General features: G+C 73.1%; 22 protein-coding genes. 19 read left to right on the top strand and 3 right to left on the bottom strand.

The annotated features are described in order from the left end of the window. Window positions 1-462 precede the first annotated feature (462 nt). On the top strand, window positions 463-870 hold the full coding sequence (locus ACLBYE_RS23770; protein ID WP_447696057.1) for a MucR family transcriptional regulator: 408 nt from the start codon (window positions 463-465) through the stop codon (window positions 868-870). Window positions 871-873: 3 nt separating this feature from the next. Beyond that, entirely contained in the window at window positions 874-1125 is a 252-nt protein-coding gene (locus tag ACLBYE_RS23765) for a hypothetical protein (protein WP_100252747.1), read from the top strand. Window positions 1126-1214: 89 nt separating this feature from the next. Here ACLBYE_RS23765 and ACLBYE_RS23760 read toward each other — a convergent pair whose 3' ends face one another. Next, window positions 1215-2843 carry an inorganic phosphate transporter gene (locus tag ACLBYE_RS23760; RefSeq protein WP_447696056.1) on the bottom strand — a complete coding sequence of 543 codons (1629 nt, stop codon included), beginning with the start codon at window positions 2841-2843 and terminating at the stop codon, window positions 1215-1217. Window positions 2844-3028: 185 nt separating this feature from the next. Between ACLBYE_RS23760 and ACLBYE_RS23755 the strand changes: the two genes are divergently transcribed. From ACLBYE_RS23755 to phnE (ACLBYE_RS23725), 7 genes are all read left to right on the top strand, one after another. After that, a complete protein-coding gene (locus ACLBYE_RS23755; RefSeq protein ID WP_447696055.1) occupies window positions 3029-4177 on the top strand; it encodes a ceramide glucosyltransferase in 1149 nt (382 codons plus the stop codon). A 24-nt stretch (window positions 4178-4201) separates the two neighbouring features. Next, window positions 4202-4888, top strand: coding sequence for a DUF1045 domain-containing protein (locus ACLBYE_RS23750; RefSeq protein ID WP_447696054.1), 687 nt, complete (start codon window positions 4202-4204; stop codon window positions 4886-4888). Further along, window positions 4881-5501: a chloramphenicol acetyltransferase gene (locus tag ACLBYE_RS23745; RefSeq protein ID WP_447696053.1), complete on the top strand. Its 621-nt coding sequence runs from the start codon at window positions 4881-4883 to the stop codon at window positions 5499-5501. Before ACLBYE_RS23750 ends, ACLBYE_RS23745 begins: the two co-directional genes overlap by 8 nt. Before the next feature lie 114 nt (window positions 5502-5615). Further along, the gene (phnC, locus tag ACLBYE_RS23740; protein ID WP_447696052.1) at window positions 5616-6464 is read left to right on the top strand and encodes a phosphonate ABC transporter ATP-binding protein; all 849 of its coding nucleotides are present in this window, start codon (window positions 5616-5618) and stop codon (window positions 6462-6464) included. 144 nt (window positions 6465-6608) lie between these two features. Then, complete coding sequence (phnD, locus tag ACLBYE_RS23735; RefSeq protein WP_026605019.1) at window positions 6609-7538, top strand: phosphonate ABC transporter substrate-binding protein; 930 nt, start codon at window positions 6609-6611, stop codon at window positions 7536-7538. 16 nt (window positions 7539-7554) lie between these two features. Continuing rightward, window positions 7555-8436 (top strand): phosphonate ABC transporter, permease protein PhnE, encoded by an 882-nt coding sequence (gene phnE, locus ACLBYE_RS23730; RefSeq protein ID WP_020093767.1) that lies wholly within the window; start codon window positions 7555-7557, stop codon window positions 8434-8436. Then, on the top strand, window positions 8433-9299 hold the full coding sequence (phnE, locus tag ACLBYE_RS23725) for a phosphonate ABC transporter, permease protein PhnE (protein WP_103985861.1): 867 nt from the start codon (window positions 8433-8435) through the stop codon (window positions 9297-9299). Before phnE (ACLBYE_RS23730) ends, phnE (ACLBYE_RS23725) begins: the two co-directional genes overlap by 4 nt. Window positions 9300-9407: 108 nt before the next feature. On the opposite strand, the gene phnF is transcribed toward phnE (ACLBYE_RS23725), so the two are convergent. Then, window positions 9408-10151, bottom strand: coding sequence for a phosphonate metabolism transcriptional regulator PhnF (phnF, locus tag ACLBYE_RS23720; protein ID WP_447696051.1), 744 nt, complete (start codon window positions 10149-10151; stop codon window positions 9408-9410). A gap of 79 nt (window positions 10152-10230) precedes the next feature. On the opposite strand from phnF, the gene phnG reads away from it, so the two are divergent. The 9 genes from phnG to phnN all read left to right on the top strand — a co-directional run bounded on the left by phnG (window position 10231) and on the right by phnN (window position 17120). After that, window positions 10231-10713 (top strand): phosphonate C-P lyase system protein PhnG, encoded by a 483-nt coding sequence (phnG, locus tag ACLBYE_RS23715; RefSeq protein WP_091980051.1) that lies wholly within the window; start codon window positions 10231-10233, stop codon window positions 10711-10713. Between the two features lie 2 nt (window positions 10714-10715). Then, the gene (gene phnH, locus ACLBYE_RS23710; protein ID WP_447696050.1) at window positions 10716-11303 is read left to right on the top strand and encodes a phosphonate C-P lyase system protein PhnH; all 588 of its coding nucleotides are present in this window, start codon (window positions 10716-10718) and stop codon (window positions 11301-11303) included. 3 nt (window positions 11304-11306) lie between these two features. After that, window positions 11307-12419: a carbon-phosphorus lyase complex subunit PhnI gene (locus ACLBYE_RS23705; RefSeq protein WP_447696049.1), complete on the top strand. Its 1113-nt coding sequence runs from the start codon at window positions 11307-11309 to the stop codon at window positions 12417-12419. A 257-nt stretch (window positions 12420-12676) separates the two neighbouring features. Then, window positions 12677-13498 (top strand): alpha-D-ribose 1-methylphosphonate 5-phosphate C-P-lyase PhnJ, encoded by an 822-nt coding sequence (locus ACLBYE_RS23700; protein WP_447696048.1) that lies wholly within the window; start codon window positions 12677-12679, stop codon window positions 13496-13498. Beyond that, on the top strand, window positions 13495-13968 hold the full coding sequence (locus tag ACLBYE_RS23695) for an N-acetyltransferase family protein (RefSeq protein ID WP_447696047.1): 474 nt from the start codon (window positions 13495-13497) through the stop codon (window positions 13966-13968). The genes ACLBYE_RS23700 and ACLBYE_RS23695 overlap by 4 nt, the downstream gene beginning before the upstream one ends. Continuing rightward, window positions 13965-14738 (top strand): phosphonate C-P lyase system protein PhnK, encoded by a 774-nt coding sequence (gene phnK / locus ACLBYE_RS23690; protein ID WP_447696046.1) that lies wholly within the window; start codon window positions 13965-13967, stop codon window positions 14736-14738. Before ACLBYE_RS23695 ends, phnK begins: the two co-directional genes overlap by 4 nt. Next, window positions 14735-15442, top strand: a complete 708-nt coding sequence (gene phnL, locus ACLBYE_RS23685; protein ID WP_447696045.1) for a phosphonate C-P lyase system protein PhnL — start codon at window positions 14735-14737, stop codon at window positions 15440-15442. The genes phnK and phnL overlap by 4 nt, the downstream gene beginning before the upstream one ends. Window positions 15443-15453: 11 nt before the next feature. Next, entirely contained in the window at window positions 15454-16590 is a 1137-nt protein-coding gene (locus ACLBYE_RS23680; protein WP_447696044.1) for an alpha-D-ribose 1-methylphosphonate 5-triphosphate diphosphatase, read from the top strand. Further along, window positions 16590-17120, top strand: a complete 531-nt coding sequence (gene phnN / locus ACLBYE_RS23675; protein WP_447696043.1) for a phosphonate metabolism protein/1,5-bisphosphokinase (PRPP-forming) PhnN — start codon at window positions 16590-16592, stop codon at window positions 17118-17120. The genes ACLBYE_RS23680 and phnN overlap by 1 nt, the downstream gene beginning before the upstream one ends. 165 nt (window positions 17121-17285) lie before the next feature. Here phnN and ACLBYE_RS23670 read toward each other — a convergent pair whose 3' ends face one another. Then, window positions 17286-18149 carry an outer membrane protein gene (locus ACLBYE_RS23670; protein ID WP_056523827.1) on the bottom strand — a complete coding sequence of 288 codons (864 nt, stop codon included), beginning with the start codon at window positions 18147-18149 and terminating at the stop codon, window positions 17286-17288. A gap of 308 nt (window positions 18150-18457) precedes the next feature. Between ACLBYE_RS23670 and ACLBYE_RS23665 the strand changes: the two genes are divergently transcribed. Further along, the coding region (locus ACLBYE_RS23665; protein ID WP_244498717.1) for a GTP-binding protein at window positions 18458-18584 on the top strand (127 nt) is incomplete at its 3' end.

Raw genomic sequence — 18584 nt, 5'->3', positions numbered from 1 at the left:
GGCCGCTCCGGACCGTCGGGCCGCGACCGGCCCCGGAGCGGCGCGAGACGGGCGTGGCCGCCCGCCGCGCGGGCTGGATCGGTCAGGCGCGCGACGGCCCGCGACCGAGCGGCCCCGGAGCGGCGTCGGGGCCCCCCGAGGTTGCGCGCCGCCGGGATCGGCCGATGCCGAAATCCGGTCCAGACGCCGATCTCAGCGGCCGAAATCAGTGAACGTATCAGTAACCATGGCGGGAATGCCGCCGGCTGCGCGGTGGAGCAAAAAACCTCGCGCTGCCGGACAAACCGCCGGCCGCTCATATTGTATATTATCTGCAACCTCAAGAAACGGAGTGAAATCAACTTGAGGTAGAAATCCCTCGGCTCACCCGTCGCCTCAGTTTCGTCCCGCAGAGCCCGCGCGAGCGGGCTCACCGGAGACGGGGCGCGAGGATCGGGACGCCCTCGAACAGCGATGTCTCAGATGGACCACCTCACCGACCACCGTTCAACCTTCATGCTGAAGAAGGTCGGCGCGATCGTCGCGGCCTACGTCTCGCGCAACGCGATCGAGGTCACGGCGCTGCCGGCGCTGATCGACCAAGTGCACACGGCGATCGCGGTGCTCCGCTGCGCGCCGTCGGAGTTCGGCGGGGTCGGGCTGAGCCAGTCGCAGGTCGATGCCTCGATCCAGCAGGACGGCCTGATCAGCTTCATCGACGGCCGGTCCTACCAGACCCTGAAGCGCCACCTCACGGCGCACGGCCTCACCCCCGAGCGGTACCGGGCCAAGTACGGCCTGCCGGCCGACTACCCGATGGTGGCCCCGGGCTACGCCGCGCGGCGCTCGGAGATCGCCCGGGCGATCCAGCTCGGCCACAAGGCGGCCTGAGCGATGGCGCCCGACGCATCCGCGGACCCGGCCCGGGACCGCGCGCCGTCACCGGGGGCGGCGCGCACGAGCGACGCCCTGAGCCGCATCGCCGGAATCCTCGACGTGCCGGTGGCGAGCTTCTACCCGGACGCCGACCGGCCCGACGCGGCCATGACCCAGGCGGCCGACCTCGTCTCGGCCTTCGTGGCGATCGACAGTCCGGCGGCGCGCCGGACCTGCCTGGCCTTCGTGCGGGCGATGGCGAGTTCCTGAAGCGCCGGGGCGCGCTGCAGGAAGCCGGAGACCGGGTCGCTTCGTCGGGGGGCGGAGCGCGGTCTCCGGCCCGTCCGGCCGGACCCGCGTCAGAACACGTGGCGCAGGAGGTAGAACAAGGCGGCCGCGAGGGTGATCGCCGCCGGCAGGGTCAGGATCCAGGCGAGCGCCATGTTGCGCACCGTGGACATCTGGAGCCCCGAGCCGTTGGCCGCCATCGTGCCGGCGACGCCCGACGACAGGATGTGGGTGGTCGAGACCGGCAGGCCGTAGAGCTCGGCCAGCCCGATCGTGCCGGCGGCGACGATCTCGGCCGAGGCGCCCTGCGCGTAGGTCAGGTGGGTCTTGCCGATCTTCTCGCCCACCGTGACGACGATGCGCTTCCATCCGACCATGGTGCCGAGACCCAGCGCCAGGGCGACGCAGACCTTGACCCAGCCCGGGATGTAGCGCGTGCCGTCGTTGAGCAGGCCCGCGTAGCGCTTCAGGTCGGCCTTGTCGGCCTCCGAGAAGTCGGCCCCGGCGCCCGGCAGCACGCGCACCGCGTCGGCGGCGAGGTACATGTCGCTGCGCAGGTTCTGGGTCTGGGCGGCCGGCACCGTGCGGATCGCGCCGTAATTCTTCACGCTGGCGGCGATGTCGTCCGAGAGCGCCGCCAATGCCGCGTAGACGGGCGGCGTGTTCAGCGCCTTGGTCTTGAGCGCCTCCGTCACGGTCCGGCGTGCGGCCGCAGCGTCCGGGACCGCCGCGCCGGGGGCGCGGGCGGCGAACACCGCGCTCGCCGCCGTCGAGGCCTGCACGAAGGCGGGCGTCGTGTCGTCCGCCATGGTGCGGTTGAGCGCGTAGGCGGTGGGGGCCGCGCCGATCAGGATCAGCATGATCAGGCCCATGCCCTTCTGCCCGTCATTGCCGCCGTGGAAGAACGAGACCAGCGTGCAGGTGAGGATCAGCAGGCCGCGGATCCACGGGGGCGGCGGCGCCTCGCCTGCGGGCGCCTCGTAGAGGTCCCTGCGGCGGACCGTGACCTTCAGGGCGAGCAGCAGCAGCGCCGCGAGCACGAAACCGCAGACCGGCGAGAACAGCAGCGCCTTGAAGACGTTGAGCGCCTGGGTCCAGTCGACGCCCGCGGTGCCGTCGCCGCCGTTCATCAGCTGGTTGGCGAGGCCGACGCCGAGCACCGAGCCGATCAGCGCGTGGGACGACGAGTTCGGCAGCCCGAACGCCCAGGTCCCGAGGTTCCAGATGATGGCCGCCAGCAGCAGCGCGAAGATCATCGCGTAGCCCGCGTGCGAGCCGACGTTGAGGATCAGCTCGACCGGCAGGAGCGTGACGATCGCGTAGGCCACGGCGCCCGAGGACAGCATCACGCCGAGGAAGTTGAACACGCCCGACCAGATCACCGCGACGAGCGGCGGCATCGAGTGCGTGTAGATCACCGTGGCGACCGCGTTGGCCGTGTCGTGGAAGCCGTTCACGAACTCGAAGGCGAGGGCGATCAGCAGGGCGAGGCCGAGCAGCGCGAAGGCGCCGTAGGCCAGGGGCGCCTCCCCGACCGCGTTCATGTCCGCGATGAGGCTCACCACCGCGTAGCCCAGGCCCGCCACGAGGACGAGCAGGAACGCGACCACCCCGCCGAGATGCATCCCGTGGTTGAGTCGCGGGCCGCCCGCCTTCCGGCCTCCCACCGCCCCCGGCGGCATCACGGCGGAATCGGACATGAACCCTCGCGCGGAATCTTTCGTGGTGAACGGGGATTAAAACTGCGCGGTGACGGTTGGGTGACGGCCCGCGACGCCCCGCGTCGGCGCGCGTGTCCGCGCGCGTCGGGCGGCGCTGTCACACGCCTGACGCGGTCCGGCCGCTAGCGGACCGGACCGCTCGCCCGATCGCACGAGGGATCCGCATGATTGACGCCACGGTGCCGGCCCTGTCCCTCGGCGCGCTCCTGGCCGTCGTCCAGATCGGCAGCATCGCCGTCGCGGCCCGGCGCCTCGGCCGGACTCACGGCCCGTCGCAATTCCCCGACGGCGCGCCCGTCTCCCTGGTCCGCCCCCTGCGCGGGGTCGAGGCCTACAGCGAGGAGATGCTCCTCCGCAGCTTCCGTCTCGACTACCCGTCCTACGAGCTGATCTTCTGCGTGGCCGATCCGGCGGACCCGATCGTCCCGATGGTGGAGCGCCTGATCGAGGCCCACCCGCGCGTGCCCGCCCGCCTGATCCTCGGCGACGAGCGCGTCAGCGCGAACCCGAAGCTCAACAACTGCCTGCGCGGCTGGCGCGCCGCCGCCCACGACTGGGTGGTGCTCGCCGATTCCAACGTCGCCATGCCGCCGGACTACCTCCAGCGGCTGCAGGCGGCGTGGCGCGCCGATACCGGCCTCGTCTGCTCCACCCCGGCCGGCGCCCGCCCGGGCAGCTTCATGGCGGAGGTGGAGTGCGCCTTCCTGAACACCCTGCAGGCGCGCTGGCAATACGCCGCCGAGGCCTTCGGGCTGGGCTTCGCGCAGGGCAAGAGCATGCTCTGGCACAAGCCCTTCCTGGAGGCGCAGGGCGGCCTCCAGGCGCTGGCGGCCGAGATCGCCGAGGACGCGGCCGCCACCAAGCTCGTGCGCGCCGCCGGCAAGCGGGTCCACCTCGTGGCGAGCCCGTTCGAGCAGCCGCTCGGCCCGCGCGGCTTCCGGGAGGTCTGGTCGCGGCAGCTGCGCTGGGCGCGCCTGCGCCGCGTGACCTTCCCGCTGTTCTTCGCCCCCGAGATCGGCAGCGGCGTCCTGCTGCCGGCGCTCCTCGTCGCCCTCTGGGCCGGCAGCCTCGCGGGCCTCGCGGGCGCTGCCGGCCTCGCCGGCCTGTGCTATGTCGCCGAGTACCGGCTCGCGGTCCGCGCGGGCTGGCACCGCTCGCCCCGCACGCTGGCCGCCTTCCTGGCGCGCGACGCCCTGATCCCGGCGATCTGGGTCGGCGCCTGGATGCGGAGCGCCATCGTGTGGCGGGGCAACGCCATGGACGTGCGCCCCCGGCGGGCCGCCGACGCGCGCACCTACGCGCCGACGGCCTGACCGCCCGGCGATCGGAGACCCTACGTGTCGCGCCGCTACGCCCTCTACTGGCTGCCCGCCCCGGATTCGCGCCTCGAAGCCTTCGGCCGGGCGATCCTCGGCACCGACAACGTCACCGGGCTGCCGGTCCCGCACCCGGAAGGTCTCGGCGATCTCGCGCCCGTCACGGCGGGCGCGCGGGTCTACGGGTTCCACGCCACCCTCAAGGCGCCGCTGCGCCTCGCCCCCGGCACCGGGGAGGCCGACCTCGTGGCCGCCGCCCGCGCCCTCGCGGCCGCGCACCCGCCGGTGGCGGTGGGCCCGCTCCGGGTCGCCGCCCTCGGGCCGTTCCTCGCCCTGGTGCCGGAGGCCCCGCCGCCGGAACTCAGGCTCCTCGCCGCCGAGTGCGTCGCCGCCCTCGACCCGTTCCGGGCGCCGCTCACCGAGGCCGAGCGCGCCAAGCGCCGGCCGGAGCGCCTCGACCCGCGCGGCCGCGCGCTGCTCGACCGCTGGGGCTACCCATACGTGTTCGAGGCCTTCCGCTTCCACATGACCCTGACCGACGCCCTGCCGGAGGTGGAGCGCGACCTCTGGCACCGGCGCCTGTCCGCGGCCTACGCCGCCGCGGGTCCGGAGCCCCTGCGGATCGACGCCGTCAGCCTCCTGACCCAGGACGGGTCGGGGCCGTTCCGGCTCCTGGCGCGCCTGCCCTTCGGAGAGGCCCGTGGTTGACCGCCCCCTCGGCCTCGAACCCGCGCTCGATCCGAGCGCCCGGGTCGTCGCGTGCCGCCTCGGCCGCTACACCGAGGTCGGCGCCCGCACCCGGCTCACCGAGACCGTGCTCGACGACTATTCCTACATCGGTGAGGACGGCGAGGTGATCTACACCGCGATCGGCAAGTTCTGCTCGATCGCCGCCAGCGTGCGGATCAATCCCGGCAACCACCCGATGGAGCGGGCGTCGCAGGCGCACTTCACCTACCGGGCGCGCGCCTACTGGCCGGAGGAACCGGACGAGCCCGCCTTCTTCGACCGGCGCCGGGCGAGCCCGGTGGCGATCGGCCACGATGTCTGGATCGGTCACGGCGCGGTCGTCCTGCCCGGGCGCAGGATCGGCACCGGCGCGGTGGTGGGGGCGGGCGCCATCGTCACCCGCGACGTCGAGCCCTACACGATCGTCGTCGGCAATCCCGCGAGGCCGGTCCGGCGCCGCTTCCCCGAGGCGGTCGCGGACCGTCTGACCCGCTTGGCGTGGTGGGACTGGGACCACGAGCGCCTGCGCCGGGCGCTGCCGGATTTCCGCGGGCTGCCCATCGAAGCATTCCTGGAACGCCACGGAGATTAAGTCGGCTATCGAAAAGCCGAGATGCTGCGCCGGCAAATATAATCGTCCCGAATACGTCATCCAATCGTCGTCAAACCGGCGTCTACGTGCGGCCGTTCCCCGGCGGATGGTGGCATGCTGGTTATCGAGGATCTCACGCGCCAGTACGGCGACCGGCGCGCCGTCGACGGCGTGTCGCTCCGGATCGAGCCCGGCAGCTTCGTCGGGGTGATCGGCCGGTCGGGCGCCGGCAAGTCCACGCTGCTGCGCCTCATCAACCGGCTGGCGGATCCGAGCTCGGGGCGCATCCTCCACGATGGCCGCGAGGTCACGACCCTGCGCGGCCGCCCGCTGCGCGAGTGGCGCACCCGCTGCGCCATGATCTTCCAGCAGTTCAACCTCGTCGGCCGGCTCGACGTCATGACCAACGTGCTGATGGGGCGCCTCAGCCACGTGCCGACCCACCGCGCCCTGCTCCGGCACTGGTCCGCCGAGGACCGCGCCATGGCCCTCGCCGCCCTGGAGAGCTTCGACATGGGCGAGTTCGCCGGCCAGCGGGCCGACGGCCTGTCGGGCGGCCAGCAGCAGCGCGTCGCCATCGCCCGCGCCCTCGTGCAGGAACCCGAGATCCTGCTCGCCGACGAGCCGGTCGCCTCGCTCGACCCGCGCAACACGCGGCTCGTGATGGACGCGCTCGCCGACGTGAACCGGCGCTACGGCATCACGGTGCTGTGCAACCTGCACTCCCTCGACCTCGCCCGCGCCTACTGCGACCGCCTCGTCGGCCTCGCGGCCGGGCGGGTCGTGTTCGAGGGCGGAGCCTTCGACCTCACCGAGGACGTGGCGCGCCGGCTCTACGGCCTGGAGGCCGGCGAGGTGCTGGACGATTCCGCGCAGCGCGAGGCGGAGCAGCGGGCCGCGATGCCGGGCCGGCCCGGTCTCGTACCGGTCCGCCCGGTCCGCGAGGCTGCCCTCGGCGCCTGATCCGGGCCCCGGGCCCCAACGAACACCGCCAAAGCGCACCGCCAAAGCGCACCGCCAGAGCGCACCGCCAAAGTGCACCGTCTTGGAAACGCCCGACCGGCCTCCGGCCGGCCGAACCTCGCCGACGCCACGAAGGACGACCCGATGATCACCCGACGCACCCTCGCCGCCGCCGCCGCGGCCCTCGCCCTCCTCGGCCTGCCGGCCGCCGCCCAGGACTGGAAGGCCCAGTATCCGGAACTGACGCTGGGCGTGATCCCGGCCGAGAACGCCTCGGGCACCGCCGACCGCTGGGCGCCGCTCACCGCCTACCTGACCAAGACGCTCGGCGTGCCGGTCAAGCTGCGGGTGGCGAGCGACTACGCCGCCGTGATCGAGGGCCAGCGCGCCGGCAACATCCAGATCGCGTGGTACGGGCCGGCCTCGTTCGCGCGGGCCGTGATGACCGGCGTCAAGATCGAGCCGATCGTCAACCAGAAGCACGAGACCGGCGCCTCGGGCTACTATTCGGTGGTCTACGTGCTGGCCTCCAGCCCCTACAAGACCGTCGAGGATCTCAAGGGCAAGAACCTCGCGCTGGTCGATCCGAACTCCACCTCCGGCAACCAGGCGCCGCGCTTCTTCCTGAAACGGGCCGGCTACGACGTCGAGAAGTTCTTCGGCAAGACCTTCTACGCGGGCAGCCACGAGAACGCCGTCCTGGCGCTCACCCAGGGCACGGCCGACGCCGCCGCCAACCTGTGGAACTCCGAGACCGACACGATGGTCACCCGCATGGCCGCCAAGGGCATGCTCAAGAAGCCCGACGGCACGCCGATGCAGCAGTCGGACTTCCGGGTCGTGTTCAAGTCCGACTTCCTGCCGGAGGGGCCCTTCGCCGTGCTGGCGAGCCTGCCGGACGACCTGAAGGCCAAGATCCGCGACGCCTTCGTGGCCCTGCCGAAGGCCGACAAGGCCGCGTTCGACCGGCTCTCCGACGGCAAGGACCAGGATCTCACGCCGGTGACCCTCAAGGATTACCAGCCGATCATCGACATGCTGCGGTTCAACGACGAGCAGCGTCGGAAGTCCTGATCCGGAGCCGCCCGCCTTGCGCGGTCTGACACCCCTGTCGCCGGAGCGGGCAGCCGCCCTCTCCGGCCTCTACGCGGCGGCGACCGGCGAGGCCCGCCGCCGCACGCTGGCGGGCTTCGCCCTGGTGGCGGCGCTCGCCGTGGTCGCGGGCCTGATCGCCGAGGTGCGGCCGCTGGTCTTCGCCGAGAACATCGGCAAGTTCACCGCCTACATCCAGCAGATCCTGCCGCCGATCAGCCTCGAGCACCCGCTGGAGGACGTCCGCGCCTGGTACTGGGGCCTGCCCAAATGGCTGGGCCTGCTGGGCGAGACCCTGCTCATGGCCTATCTCGGGACGCTGCTCGGGGGGCTGGCGGGCTTCGCCCTCAGCTTCGTGGCCGCCGCCAACCTCGTGCGGTCGCGCGTGCTGCGCGTCGGCGCCAAGCGCCTCCTGGAACTGTGCCGCACCGTCCCCGAGGTCGTGTTCGCGCTGATCTTCGTCATCGCCTTCGGCCTCGGCCCGATGGTGGGCGTGCTCGCCATCGCGATCCACACCACGGGCGCGCTGGGCAAGCTGTTCTCCGAGGTGGTCGAGAACATCGACATGCGGCCCGTCGAGGGCCTGTCGGCCTCGGGCGCGACCTGGGTCCAGACGGTGCGCTTCGCGGTCTTGCCGCAGGTGCTGTCGAACTTCGCCTCCTACGCGCTGCTGCGCTTCGAGATCAACGTGCGCGGCGCCGGGGTGATGGGCTTCGTCGGCGCAGGCGGCATCGGCCAGGAATTCCTCGTGGCGATCCGCAATTTCTACTACGCGGACGTGAGCGCGATCCTCGTGCTGATCATCCTGACCGTCTTCTGCATCGACCTCGTCACCGAGCGGGTCCGCCACCGCCTGATCGGCGCGGAGCACGCCCGATGAGCGCGCGTCCCGAGACCCTGCGGGCGGCGGCCCGAGCCGACCTCGGCCGCCTGCGCGCGCGCTACCCCGCGCAGTTCCGCGCCGACTGGCCGGGGCGGGCGCGGCTCGCCGCCCTGCTCGTCGTCCTGGTGGGGCTCGCGGCGCTCGGCTACTGGCGCCTCGACTTCTCGGTGGCGCGGATCCTCCACGGGCTCGGGCGGCTCGGCACCTTCGCGGTGCTGATGCTGCCGCCGTCGCCGGAGGGCCAGTTCTGGACCTTCCTGCACGCGCTGGGCGAGACCCTCGGTATCGCCTTCCTGGGCACGCTGACGGCGGCGATCCTCGCCTTCCCGGTGGCGTTCCTGGCGGCGCGGAACGTCGTGCCCAACCCGTTCGCGCGGTTCGCAGTCCGCCGCGGCCTCGACGTGATGCGCTCCGTCGACGTGCTGATCTGGGCGCTGATCTGGATCAACGTCGTCGGCCTGGGCCCGTTCGCCGGGGCGCTCGCGATCGCGTGCTCGGATTTCGGGGCGCTCGGCAAGCTGTTCTCCGAGGCGATCGAGACCTGCGACAAGCGGGCCGGCGAGGGCGTCGTCGCTTCGGGCGGCTCGGCGCTCCACCGCATCCGCTTCGGGCTGATCCCCGGGGTGCTGCCGGTGCTGGCGAGCCAGGTCCTGTACTTCTTCGAGTCGAACACCCGCTCGGCGACGATCATCGGCATCGTCGGCGCGGGCGGCATCGGCCAGTACCTCACCGAGCTGATCCGCGTGCTGGAGCTGCAGCAGGTCGCCTTCCTGGTGCTGATGATCCTCGTGACCGTGGCGGCGATCGACTGGGTCTCGACCCGCCTGCGCCGGGCGATCATCGGGCCGGCCGCGCGCTGACGGGGGCCTCGGCTCTCCGGCATCACGAGCGGAGCGCAGTGACCCGGGGTCGCGCTGCCCTGGGTCACTCCGCGCCGCTCGCGAGGACGGTGTGCCGCGGACATCGCGTCACTCGCCGATCACCAGCTCCACGCGGTCGGCGGCGAACAGGGTGCGGTTCGCCTGGATCGGCACGCCGGCGGGATCGATGTTGACGCTCGACACCACCAGCACGACCCGCCCCGGCGCGATGTCGAGGCGCTGCGCCTCCGCGGGATCCGCGGGGCGGGCTCGGATCCGCGTCGAGAGCCGGGTGTAGTCGTGGACGCCGCAGGTCGCGAAGGCCCGGGTGATCGAGCCGCGCGCCGCGTAGGCCTCGGCGAAGCCCGCGAAGCGCGGCAGCGGCAGCCAGGTCAGCGCCGTCGAGAGCGGGGCGCCGTCCGCCCGGTGGACCGTCAGCAGCTCCAGGATCGGCGCGCCGGGGGCGAGGGCCAGGGACGCCGCCTGCTCGGTCCCGGCCGGGACCGTGGTCGCGGCGACGAGGTCGCCCCAGGCCTCGCGCCCGGCCCCGGCGACGATCTCGGAGAAGCGCGTGCGCGGCCCGATCGGGTAGGCGAGCGGTGCCTCCTCCACGAAGGTGCCCCGGCCCTGGCTGGCGCGCACGAGCCCGCCCTCGGCCAGCGCCGCGAGGGCGCGCCGCACCGTGTGCCGGTTCACCGCGAACCGCGCCGCCAGGGCGGCCTCGGCGGGGAGCTGCTGTCCCGCCGCGTAGCGTCCCGCCGCGATCTCGGCCGTCAGCGCGTCGGCGATCTGCCGCCACGCCGTCAGCCCCTCGCCCCGGACGAGGCCGGCCGCCTGCTCCTGCGCATCCATCCTGTCATCCAAACTTCATTTGTACGGCGCACGCCAGTTGTCTATACACCTAGACAACCGAGCGACGAAGGGATTCGCGATGACGACGACCCCGAGACATCCGGGATCCGAGGGCGAGACCGCGGCGCGCCAGGCGGTCATGGCCCTCTGTGCCGAGGCGAGCCGCGCGGATCTGGAGGCGGCCCTCGAGGCGGCCGTGTCGGGCCTCGAAGCGCCCGCGGCCGCGGACCTGCGGCCGCCCGAGACCGGCCTCGTGATGGCGTCGGGCCGGATCGGCGGCGACGGTCGCCCGTTCAATCTCGGCGAGGTCAGCGTGACCCGGGCCGCCATCCGCCTCGCGGACGGTCCGGCGGGCTTCGCCTACCATCTCGGCCGCGACCGCGCGAAGGCGCGGCTCGCCGCGATCCTCGACGCCCTCTGGCAGGATCCGGTCCGGCGCGCCCGGGTCGAGGCCGCCCTGGAGCCCGCCGCCCGGCGGCTCGCGGCCTCCCGGGATCGGGCCGCCCGGCGCACGGCCGCCACCCGCGTCGATTTCCTGACCCTCGCCCGCGGAGAGGATTGAGCATGCTCGCCCCCGGCTTCGCCGACCCGGTCCACGACGCGCAGGACACGTTCCGCGCCGTGATGGACGCCCTCGCCCGCCCCGGCCGCGTCCGGCCCCTCGCGCCGGGCCTCGCGCCGCCCGCGCCCCTGACGCCGGAACTGGCCGCCGTCGCGCTGACGCTCACCGACGCCGACACGCCGGTCTGGATCGATCCGGCCCTCGCCGCGGCGCCGGAGGTCGCGGAATACCTGCGCTTCCACACCGGCGCGCCGCTCACCGGCGCCCCGGCCGCGGCGGCCTTCGCGCTGGTCAGCGACCCGGCGCGCTGCCCGCCGCTGACGGAGTTCGCCCCCGGGACGCCGGCCTATCCCGACACCGCCACGACCCTGGTGCTCGCCCTCGACGCGCTCGCGGAGGGGGAGGGGCTGCACCTGTCCGGCCCCGGCATCCGGGGCACCGCCCGGATCACGCCGGCGCCCCTGCCGGACGGCTTCGCGGCGCAGCTCGCGGAGAACCGGGCGGCCTTCCCCCTCGGCGTCGACCTGATCCTGACGGCGCCCGGCCGCGTGGCCGGTCTGCCGCGCTCCACGACGGTCACGGAGGCCTGACCCATGTACGTGGCCGTGAAGGGCGGCGAGGCCGCCATCGACAACGCCCACCGGCTCCTCGCCGAGGCGCGCCGGGGCGACCCCGCCTTGCCCGAGCTCTCCGTGGCGCAGATCCGGGAGCAGATGGCGCTCCTCGTCGACCGGGTCATGACCGAGGGCTCGCTCTACGATCCGAACCTCGCGGCGCTGGCGCTCAAGCAGGCGCGCGGCGACGTGGTCGAGGCGGTGTTCCTGGTCCGCGCCTACCGGACCACGCTGCCGCGCTTCGGCGCCTCCGCGCCGGTCGACACCGGCGCCATGGCGGTCGAGCGCCGGATCTCCGCGACCTTCAAGGACCTGCCCGGCGGGCAGGTGCTCGGGCCGACCTTCGACTACACCCACCGGCTGGTCGACTTCGCGCTCGCGGCCGAGTCCGAAGCCGGGATCGAGCCCGCCGCCGAGGCCGCGCCGCGCGCCGATGCCGGCACCTGCCCGCGGGTCACCGACCTGCTGGACCGGGACGGCCTGATCGAGCCCTCGCCCCCGGACGACGGCGCGCCCGCGGGCGACCTCACCCGCGAGCCGGTGGACTATCCCGCCGACCGGGCACTCCGCCTCCAGGCGCTGGCCCGGGGCGACGAGGGCTTCGTGCTCGGCCTCGCCTACTCGACGCAGCGCGGCTACGGCCGCACCCACCCGTTCGTCGGCGAGATCCGGGTCGGGGAGGTCGCGGTCGAGTTCGTGCCCGAGGAGCTGGGCTTCGCGGTGCCGCTCGGCCGGGTGCGGCTCACCGAGTGCCAGATGGTCAACCAGTTCAAGGGCTCGGGGGCGGCCCCGCCCCAGTTCACCCGCGGCTACGGGCTGAGCTTCGGGCAGAGCGAGCGCAAGGCCATGGCGATGGCCCTGGTCGACCGGGCGCTCCGCGCCGAGGAGCTGGGCGAGCCGGTGGCGAGCCCGGCCCAGGACCAGGAATTCGTGCTGGCCCACTGCGACAGCCTCCAGGCTACCGGCTTCGTCGAGCACCTGAAGCTGCCCCACTACGTCGACTTCCAGGCCGAGCTGGAACTGGTTCGCCGGCTACGCGCCGAGTTCGAGCGCGGGTCCGACGCCATCGAGATGCAGGAGGCCGCGGAATGAGCGCGATCGGGATGTCGTCCCGCGACGGGTCCAGGGCGTCCGGGCCGGCGGATCGTCTGCCGAGCGAATCGCGGATCCCCTCTCCCGTGCGGGAGAGGGACAGGGTGAGGGATGCGACCCCTCCGGATAGTTCTCGACCCTCACCCCAACCCTCTCCCGAACGGGAGAGGGGGCCCGTCGCGTCCGTCCTCGACGCGGCAGAAGACGCGCGCCACTCCGGCTACAACTTCGCCTATCTCGACGAGGGCACGAAGCGGATGATCCGCCGGGCCATCCTCAAGGCCATCGCGGTGCCGGGCTACCAGGTGCCCTTCGCCTCCCGCGAGATGCCGATGCCCTACGGCTGGGGCACCGGCGGCGTGCAGGTGACGGCCGCGATCCTCGGCCGCTCGGACGTGCTCAAGGTCATCGACCAGGGCGCCGACGACACCACCAACGCGGTCTCGATCCGCCGCTTCTTCGCCAAGACCTCCGGGGTGGCCACCACCACCCGCACCGCGGAGGCGACGGTGATCCAGACCCGCCACCGCATCCCCGAGACGCCGCTCACCGAGGGGCAGACGCTGGTCTACCAGGTGCCGATCCCCGAGCCCCTGCGCTTCCTCGAGCCCCGCGAGACCGAGACGCGCCAGCTGCACGCGCTGGCCGAGTACGGCGCCATGCACGTGAAGCTCTACGAGGACATCAGCCGGCACGGCCACATCGCCACCACCTACGCGTACCCGGTGGAGGTGGCGGGCCGCTACGTGATGGACCCGTCGCCGACGCCGAAATTCGACAACCCCAAGATGGACGACTGCCCGGCGCTCCAGCTCTTCGGCGCGGGCCGCGAGCGGCGGATCTACGCGGTGCCGCCCTACACGCGGGTGCGCAGCCTCGATTTCGAGGATCACCCGTTCCGGATCCAGGCGTTCGAGCATCCCTGCGCGCTGTGCGGTGCCGAGGGCGTCTATCTCGACGAGGTGCTGCTCGACGATGCGGGCCGGCGGATGTTCGTCTGCTCGGACACCGACCATTGCGAGGGGCGCCGCGCGGACGGCCATGTCGGCACGGGGGACGCGGCATGGGACGCGCTATGACCGACCTCACGGTCCGCCGGGCCGGAAAGCCCGACCTGCCCGCGATCCTCGACCTCTACGCCGAGCTGAACGGCGGGCGGGTGGCGACCCTGGAGCAGGCCGGGGCGCTCCTCGACCGGCTCGCGGCCTATCCCGATTACGGGCTCTACGTGGCCGAACGCGACGGCGCGGTCGTCGGCACCTTCTGCCTCGTCATCCTCGACAACATCGCCCACTGGGGCACGCCCTCGGCCCTCGTCGAGAGCGTCGTGGTCGCGTCCCGGCACCGCGGCGGCGGCCTCGGCCGGGCGATGATGCGCGCGGCGTCCGGGCTCGCGGAGGCGCGGGGCTGCTACAAGCTCGCCCTGTCGTCGAACGTCGACGCCAAGCCGGCCCACGCCTTCTACGAGAGCCTCGGCTTCGAGCGCTACGGCTACAGCTTCCGCCTCGATCCGCCCTTCCTGCCCGACGCCGCGGAGGCGACCCGATGAGCGAAACCCTGCTTCAGGTCCGCGGACTGACCAAGCGATACGGGACCCGCCTCGCCTGCGCCGACGTGTCGTTCGACCTCGTCCCCGGCGAGGTGCTGGCGATCGTGGGCGAATCCGGCTCCGGCAAGTCGACGCTCCTCTCCCTCATCGCCACCGAACTGGCGCCCGATTCCGGGACGGTCGCCTACCGGATGCGCGACGGCGCGCTGCGCGACCTCGCCACCCTGAGCGAGGCCGGGCGCCGGGCGCTGATGCGCACCGAGTGGGGCTTCGTCCGCCAGGACGCCGCTCAGGGTCTGCGCATGGCGGTCTCGGCCGGCGGCAATGTCGGTGAGCGGCTGATGGGGCTCGGCGACCGCCATTACGGGCGGATCCGCGCCCAGGCCCTCGACTGGCTCGGCCGCGTCGAGATCGCCGCCGACCGGATCGACGACCCGCCGACGCGCTTCTCCGGCGGCATGCGCCAGCGCCTGCAGATCGCCCGGAACCTCGTCACCGGTCCCCGCTTGGTGCTGATGGACGAGCCGACCTCCGGCCTCGACGTCTCGGTCCAGGCCCGGCTCCTCGACCTGATCCGCCGGCTCTCGGCCGAGCTGGGGCTCGCGGTGATCATCGTCACCCACGACCTCGCGGTGGCGCGGCTCCTCTCGCACCGGATCATGGTCATGCGCGCCGGCCGGGTGATCGAGACCGGCCTCACCGACCGGGTGCTCGACGATCCCGAGCACGCCTACACCCAGCTCCTCGTCGCCTCGGTGCTCGCCGCATGACCGCGCTCCTGACCTTCGAGAACGTCGCCAAGAGCTTCACCCTGCACCTGCGCGGCGGCGTCGTCCTGCCGGTGGTCGGCGGTGTGAGCCTGTCCGTGGATCCCGGCGAGTGCGTGGTGCTCGGCGGCCCGTCCGGCGCGGGGAAATCCTCGCTGCTGAAGATGGCCTACGGCAACTATCGCTGCGACGGCGGCGCGATCCTGGTCCGCGACGGCGCGGCGACCGTGGACGTCGTCCGGGCCGACCCGCGCGCGGTCCTGGCGCTGCGGGCCCGGGTCATCGCCTACGTGTCGCAGTTCCTCCGGGTGATCCCGCGGGTCCCGGCCCTCGACGTCGTCGAGGCCGCCGGCCGCGAGGGCGGATTGTCCGAAGCGGCGGCGCGCGCGCGGGCCGAGACCCTGCTGGCCCGGCTCAACCTGCCGGAGCGGCTCTGGGGCCTGCCGCCCGCGACCTTCTCGGGCGGCGAGCAGCAGCGGGTCAACATCGCCCGGGGCCTGATCGCCGACCGGCCGCTCCTGCTCCTCGACGAGCCCACCGCCTCCCTGGACGCCGAGAACCGCGCCGTGGTGGCCGAGCTCGTCCGCGAGAAGCTCCGGGCCGGGGCCGGCGTGCTCGGCATCTTCCACGACAGCGAGATGCGCGACGCTGTGGCGACCCGGGTGGTCGATGTCACCCGCTTCGCGCCGCAAGCCCGGGCAGCCTGAGGATCCTCACGATGGACGATTTCATCCTCGAGAACGCGACCCTGGTCCTGCCGGACCGGGTGCAGCGCGGCTGGCTCGCGGTGTCGGACGGGGCGATCGCCGAGATCGGCGAGGGGCGCCCGCCCGCGCGCGGCCTCGATCTCGGCGGCGACCACCTGATTCCCGGCCTGATCGAGCTGCACACCGACCACCTGGAGAGCCATTTCGCGCCGCGCCCGAAGGTGCGCTGGCACCCCCTCGGCGCCGTCCTGGCCTACGACGCGCAGATCACCGCCTCGGGCATCACCACGGTGTTCGATTCACTCCGTGCCGGCAGCGATCCGGACGGGAGCGGCCTCGGCTCCGAGCTGGAGCAGCTCGCCGGCGCCATCGCCACCGCGCGCGCCGCCGACCTGTTCCGGGCCGAGCACTTCACGCACCTGCGCTGCGAGCTGCCCTCCCTGGACGTGCTCGACACGGTGGCGGCCTTCACGGCCCGCTACCCGGTGGGGCTGATCTCGCTGATGGACCACACGCCCGGCCAGCGGCAGTTCCGCGACATGGAGAAGTACTACACCTACGCCACCCGCGGCGGCCGGCCGATGGACGAGATCCGCGCCAACACCGAGCGCAAGGTCCGCGACGGGCGGGCGCTCAACGCGAAGAACCGGCCGGCCCTCGTCCAGTTCGCCCGCGAGATGGGCATCCCGCTGGCGAGCCACGACGACACCACCCTGGCCGACGTCGACCTCGCGGTCGGCGAGGGCGTGCGGCTGGCCGAGTTCCCCACCACCCTGGAAGCGGCCGAGTCCGCGCACCGGCAGGGCATCACCGTGATGATGGGCGCGCCGAACCTGATCCGCGGCGGCTCGCATTCCGGCAACGTCGCGGCCCTGGCGCTGGCCGAGGCCGGGCACCTCGACATCCTGTCGTCGGACTACGTGCCGGCGAGCCTGCTGATGGCGGCGTTCCTGCTGCCCGAGCAGGCACCCGGGATCACGCTGCCCGCGGCGCTCGCCACCGTCACGTCGAACCCCGCCCGCGCCACCGGCCTGACCGATCGCGGCGCCCTGGCGCCCGGGCTGCGGGCCGACCTCGTGCGCGTGCAGCGGGCCGAGGGCGTGCCGGTGGTCCGCGAGGTCTGGCGCGCCGGCCGGCGGGTCGCCTGATGGCGGGCTGCCTCGTCCTCGTGGTCGGCCCGAGCGGGGCCGGCAAGGACACGCTGATCCGGCTCGCCCGGGCGGCGCTCGCCGGCGACCCGCGCTACGTCTTCCCGCGCCGCCTCGTCACCCGGCCGCCCTCGGCCGACGAGGACAACGACGAGATCGACGAGGCCGCCTTCGCCGAGGGCTGCGCGGCCGGCCGCTTCACCTTGAGCTGGCGCGCCCACGGCCTCGGCTACGCGCTGCCGGAGGCTGTCGGCCGGCGGGTCGCGGAAGGCCACGTGGTGGTCTGCAACGTCTCGCGCCGCGTCGTCGCGCGGGCGCGGGCGGGCGGCCCGCGGGTGAGCGTCGTCGAGATCACGGCGCCGCCCGAGATCCTGGCGCAGCGCATCGCCGCCCGCGGCCGGGCGCAGGACGGCGACCTGGCGGCGCGTCTCGCCCGGGAGGGCGGCGTCACCGCGGACCTGACGATCCTCAACACCGGCCCCGCGGAGGCGGCGGCCGCCCGGCTGGTGGCGCACCTGCGCGCCTGCTGACGCGCCGCCGCTCTCGGCGGCTCGGGCCACGATCCCGGCCGCGATTCGCCGTCCGGGTCTCGCCCGCCGGCCGCGCGGCGCGCGCGAGCCACGAAAAAGGGCGGGCGCCGATGCCGGCACCCGCCTTCGCTGGGATCCGCCGGGGAGAGCCCGGCGTCGTCCGACTCAGATGCCGCCGAACTTGTAGTTGAAGCCGGCGCGGACGATGCTGCCCTCGGTGCGGAAGCGCGAGATGTACGCGCCGTTGCCCACGCCCGGGACCGCGCCGACGAGCACGTTCTGGCTGCCGAGGTCGTAGTGCAGGTACTCGGCCTTCACCGTGATGGCGTCGTACTTGATGCCGATGTAGCGGCCGAGCGCGAAGGTGTTCAGGAAGCTGTCGGTCGGCAGGGCGAACTCGATGCCGCCGCCGTAGGCGAAGCCGGTCTTGAAGTCGTCGTAGCGGCCGGCGAACTGCAGGCGGCCGCCCGGGGTGTAGAAGTTGGCGTCGTGGAACACGTTGCCGTAGGCGAGGCCGCCCATCCCGTAGACCAGGACGCGGTCGAAGGCGTAGCCGACGCGGCCGGTGAGGGTGCCGAGCCAGTCGAGGCTCTGGCGGAACTGGCTGATGTTCGGCGGGCCGCCGGCGACGTTGCCGGTGCCGAGCACGACCCGGTTCTTGGTGATGTCCGTCCAGTCGATGCTGTTGGCGATACCGACGACGATGCCGGCGCCCGGCGTGAACTGGTAGTTGTAGCCGGCGGTGCCGCCGATATTGGCGAAGCCGTCCTGCGTGGTCGAGGTCGCGAACGGGCGGCGGCCGAGGGCGACGTTGGTGGCGTTGCCGGGCTGGACGCCGACGGTCGTGATGCGCTCACGGTCGGTGAAGGTGTAGGCGGACTCGAGACCGGCGTAGAAGCCCGTCCAGGTGAAGACCGGCACCGGCGTGAAGACCGGCGGCGGCGCGGCGCGGCGCGGCAGGTCGGCGGCGGAGGCGGCCGTCGTGACCAGGGCCGTCGCGGCGGTGGCGAGGAGGAGCTTCTTCATCATGGCGGGGGTCCGAGGTGACGCGTTGTTGTCGCCACTTAAGCTCGGCCGCACGGATCCCGCTATGCCCGCGAAGCCACACTGTGGCGCGAAAGCGGCGCGGATACTGCCTGTGATTGATCTTTCGCCGTTCAAGACTCGCATCCGCAGCTTGACAGCGCGGTCGGGCGGCGGGCTCCCGCGCGTCGCGGAGCTTGATCCCTGGCGGCCGACCCTCTAAGCGGACCGCGTTTTTCGCCCCTGTCGGAACTTCGGGGCGGCGGACCAGGATTCGGGGCCCTTGCGTGGTCCCCGCCGCAGGAATGGGAATCATGGGCAAGGAAAAGTTCTCCCGCACCAAGCCGCACTGCAACATTGGCACGATCGGCCACGTCGATCACGGCAAGACGTCTCTGACGGCGGCGATCACGAAGGTCCTGGCCGAGACGGGCGGGGCGA

This window comes from Methylobacterium sp. A52T (genome assembly GCF_053346095.1).
This window is presented reverse-complemented; position numbering and strand designations above follow the sequence as displayed.

What these genes read in the sequence shown, in the direction of transcription:
- ACLBYE_RS23670 (WP_056523827.1), bottom strand. Translation starts at nt 18,149, where the DNA reads ATGATGAAGAAGCTCCTCCTCGCCACCGCCGCGACGGCCCTGGTCACG.
- phnG (WP_091980051.1), top strand. Translation starts at nt 10,231, where the DNA reads ATGACGACGACCCCGAGACATCCGGGATCCGAGGGCGAGACCGCGGCG.
- ACLBYE_RS23755 (WP_447696055.1), top strand. Translation starts at nt 3,029, where the DNA reads ATGATTGACGCCACGGTGCCGGCCCTGTCCCTCGGCGCGCTCCTGGCC.
- ACLBYE_RS23680 (WP_447696044.1), top strand. Translation starts at nt 15,454, where the DNA reads ATGGACGATTTCATCCTCGAGAACGCGACCCTGGTCCTGCCGGACCGG.
- phnK (WP_447696046.1), top strand. Translation starts at nt 13,965, where the DNA reads ATGAGCGAAACCCTGCTTCAGGTCCGCGGACTGACCAAGCGATACGGG.
- ACLBYE_RS23695 (WP_447696047.1), top strand. Translation starts at nt 13,495, where the DNA reads ATGACCGACCTCACGGTCCGCCGGGCCGGAAAGCCCGACCTGCCCGCG.
- phnH (WP_447696050.1), top strand. Translation starts at nt 10,716, where the DNA reads ATGCTCGCCCCCGGCTTCGCCGACCCGGTCCACGACGCGCAGGACACG.
- ACLBYE_RS23700 (WP_447696048.1), top strand. Translation starts at nt 12,677, where the DNA reads ATGATCCGCCGGGCCATCCTCAAGGCCATCGCGGTGCCGGGCTACCAG.
- phnL (WP_447696045.1), top strand. Translation starts at nt 14,735, where the DNA reads ATGACCGCGCTCCTGACCTTCGAGAACGTCGCCAAGAGCTTCACCCTG.
- phnC (WP_447696052.1), top strand. Translation starts at nt 5,616, where the DNA reads ATGCTGGTTATCGAGGATCTCACGCGCCAGTACGGCGACCGGCGCGCC.
- ACLBYE_RS23765 (WP_100252747.1), top strand. Translation starts at nt 874, where the DNA reads ATGGCGCCCGACGCATCCGCGGACCCGGCCCGGGACCGCGCGCCGTCA.
- ACLBYE_RS23770 (WP_447696057.1), top strand. Translation starts at nt 463, where the DNA reads ATGGACCACCTCACCGACCACCGTTCAACCTTCATGCTGAAGAAGGTC.
- phnD (WP_026605019.1), top strand. Translation starts at nt 6,609, where the DNA reads ATGATCACCCGACGCACCCTCGCCGCCGCCGCCGCGGCCCTCGCCCTC.
- phnE (WP_103985861.1), top strand. Translation starts at nt 8,433, where the DNA reads ATGAGCGCGCGTCCCGAGACCCTGCGGGCGGCGGCCCGAGCCGACCTC.
- phnF (WP_447696051.1), bottom strand. Translation starts at nt 10,151, where the DNA reads ATGGATGCGCAGGAGCAGGCGGCCGGCCTCGTCCGGGGCGAGGGGCTG.
- phnN (WP_447696043.1), top strand. Translation starts at nt 16,590, where the DNA reads ATGGCGGGCTGCCTCGTCCTCGTGGTCGGCCCGAGCGGGGCCGGCAAG.
- ACLBYE_RS23760 (WP_447696056.1), bottom strand. Translation starts at nt 2,843, where the DNA reads ATGTCCGATTCCGCCGTGATGCCGCCGGGGGCGGTGGGAGGCCGGAAG.
- ACLBYE_RS23705 (WP_447696049.1), top strand. Translation starts at nt 11,307, where the DNA reads ATGTACGTGGCCGTGAAGGGCGGCGAGGCCGCCATCGACAACGCCCAC.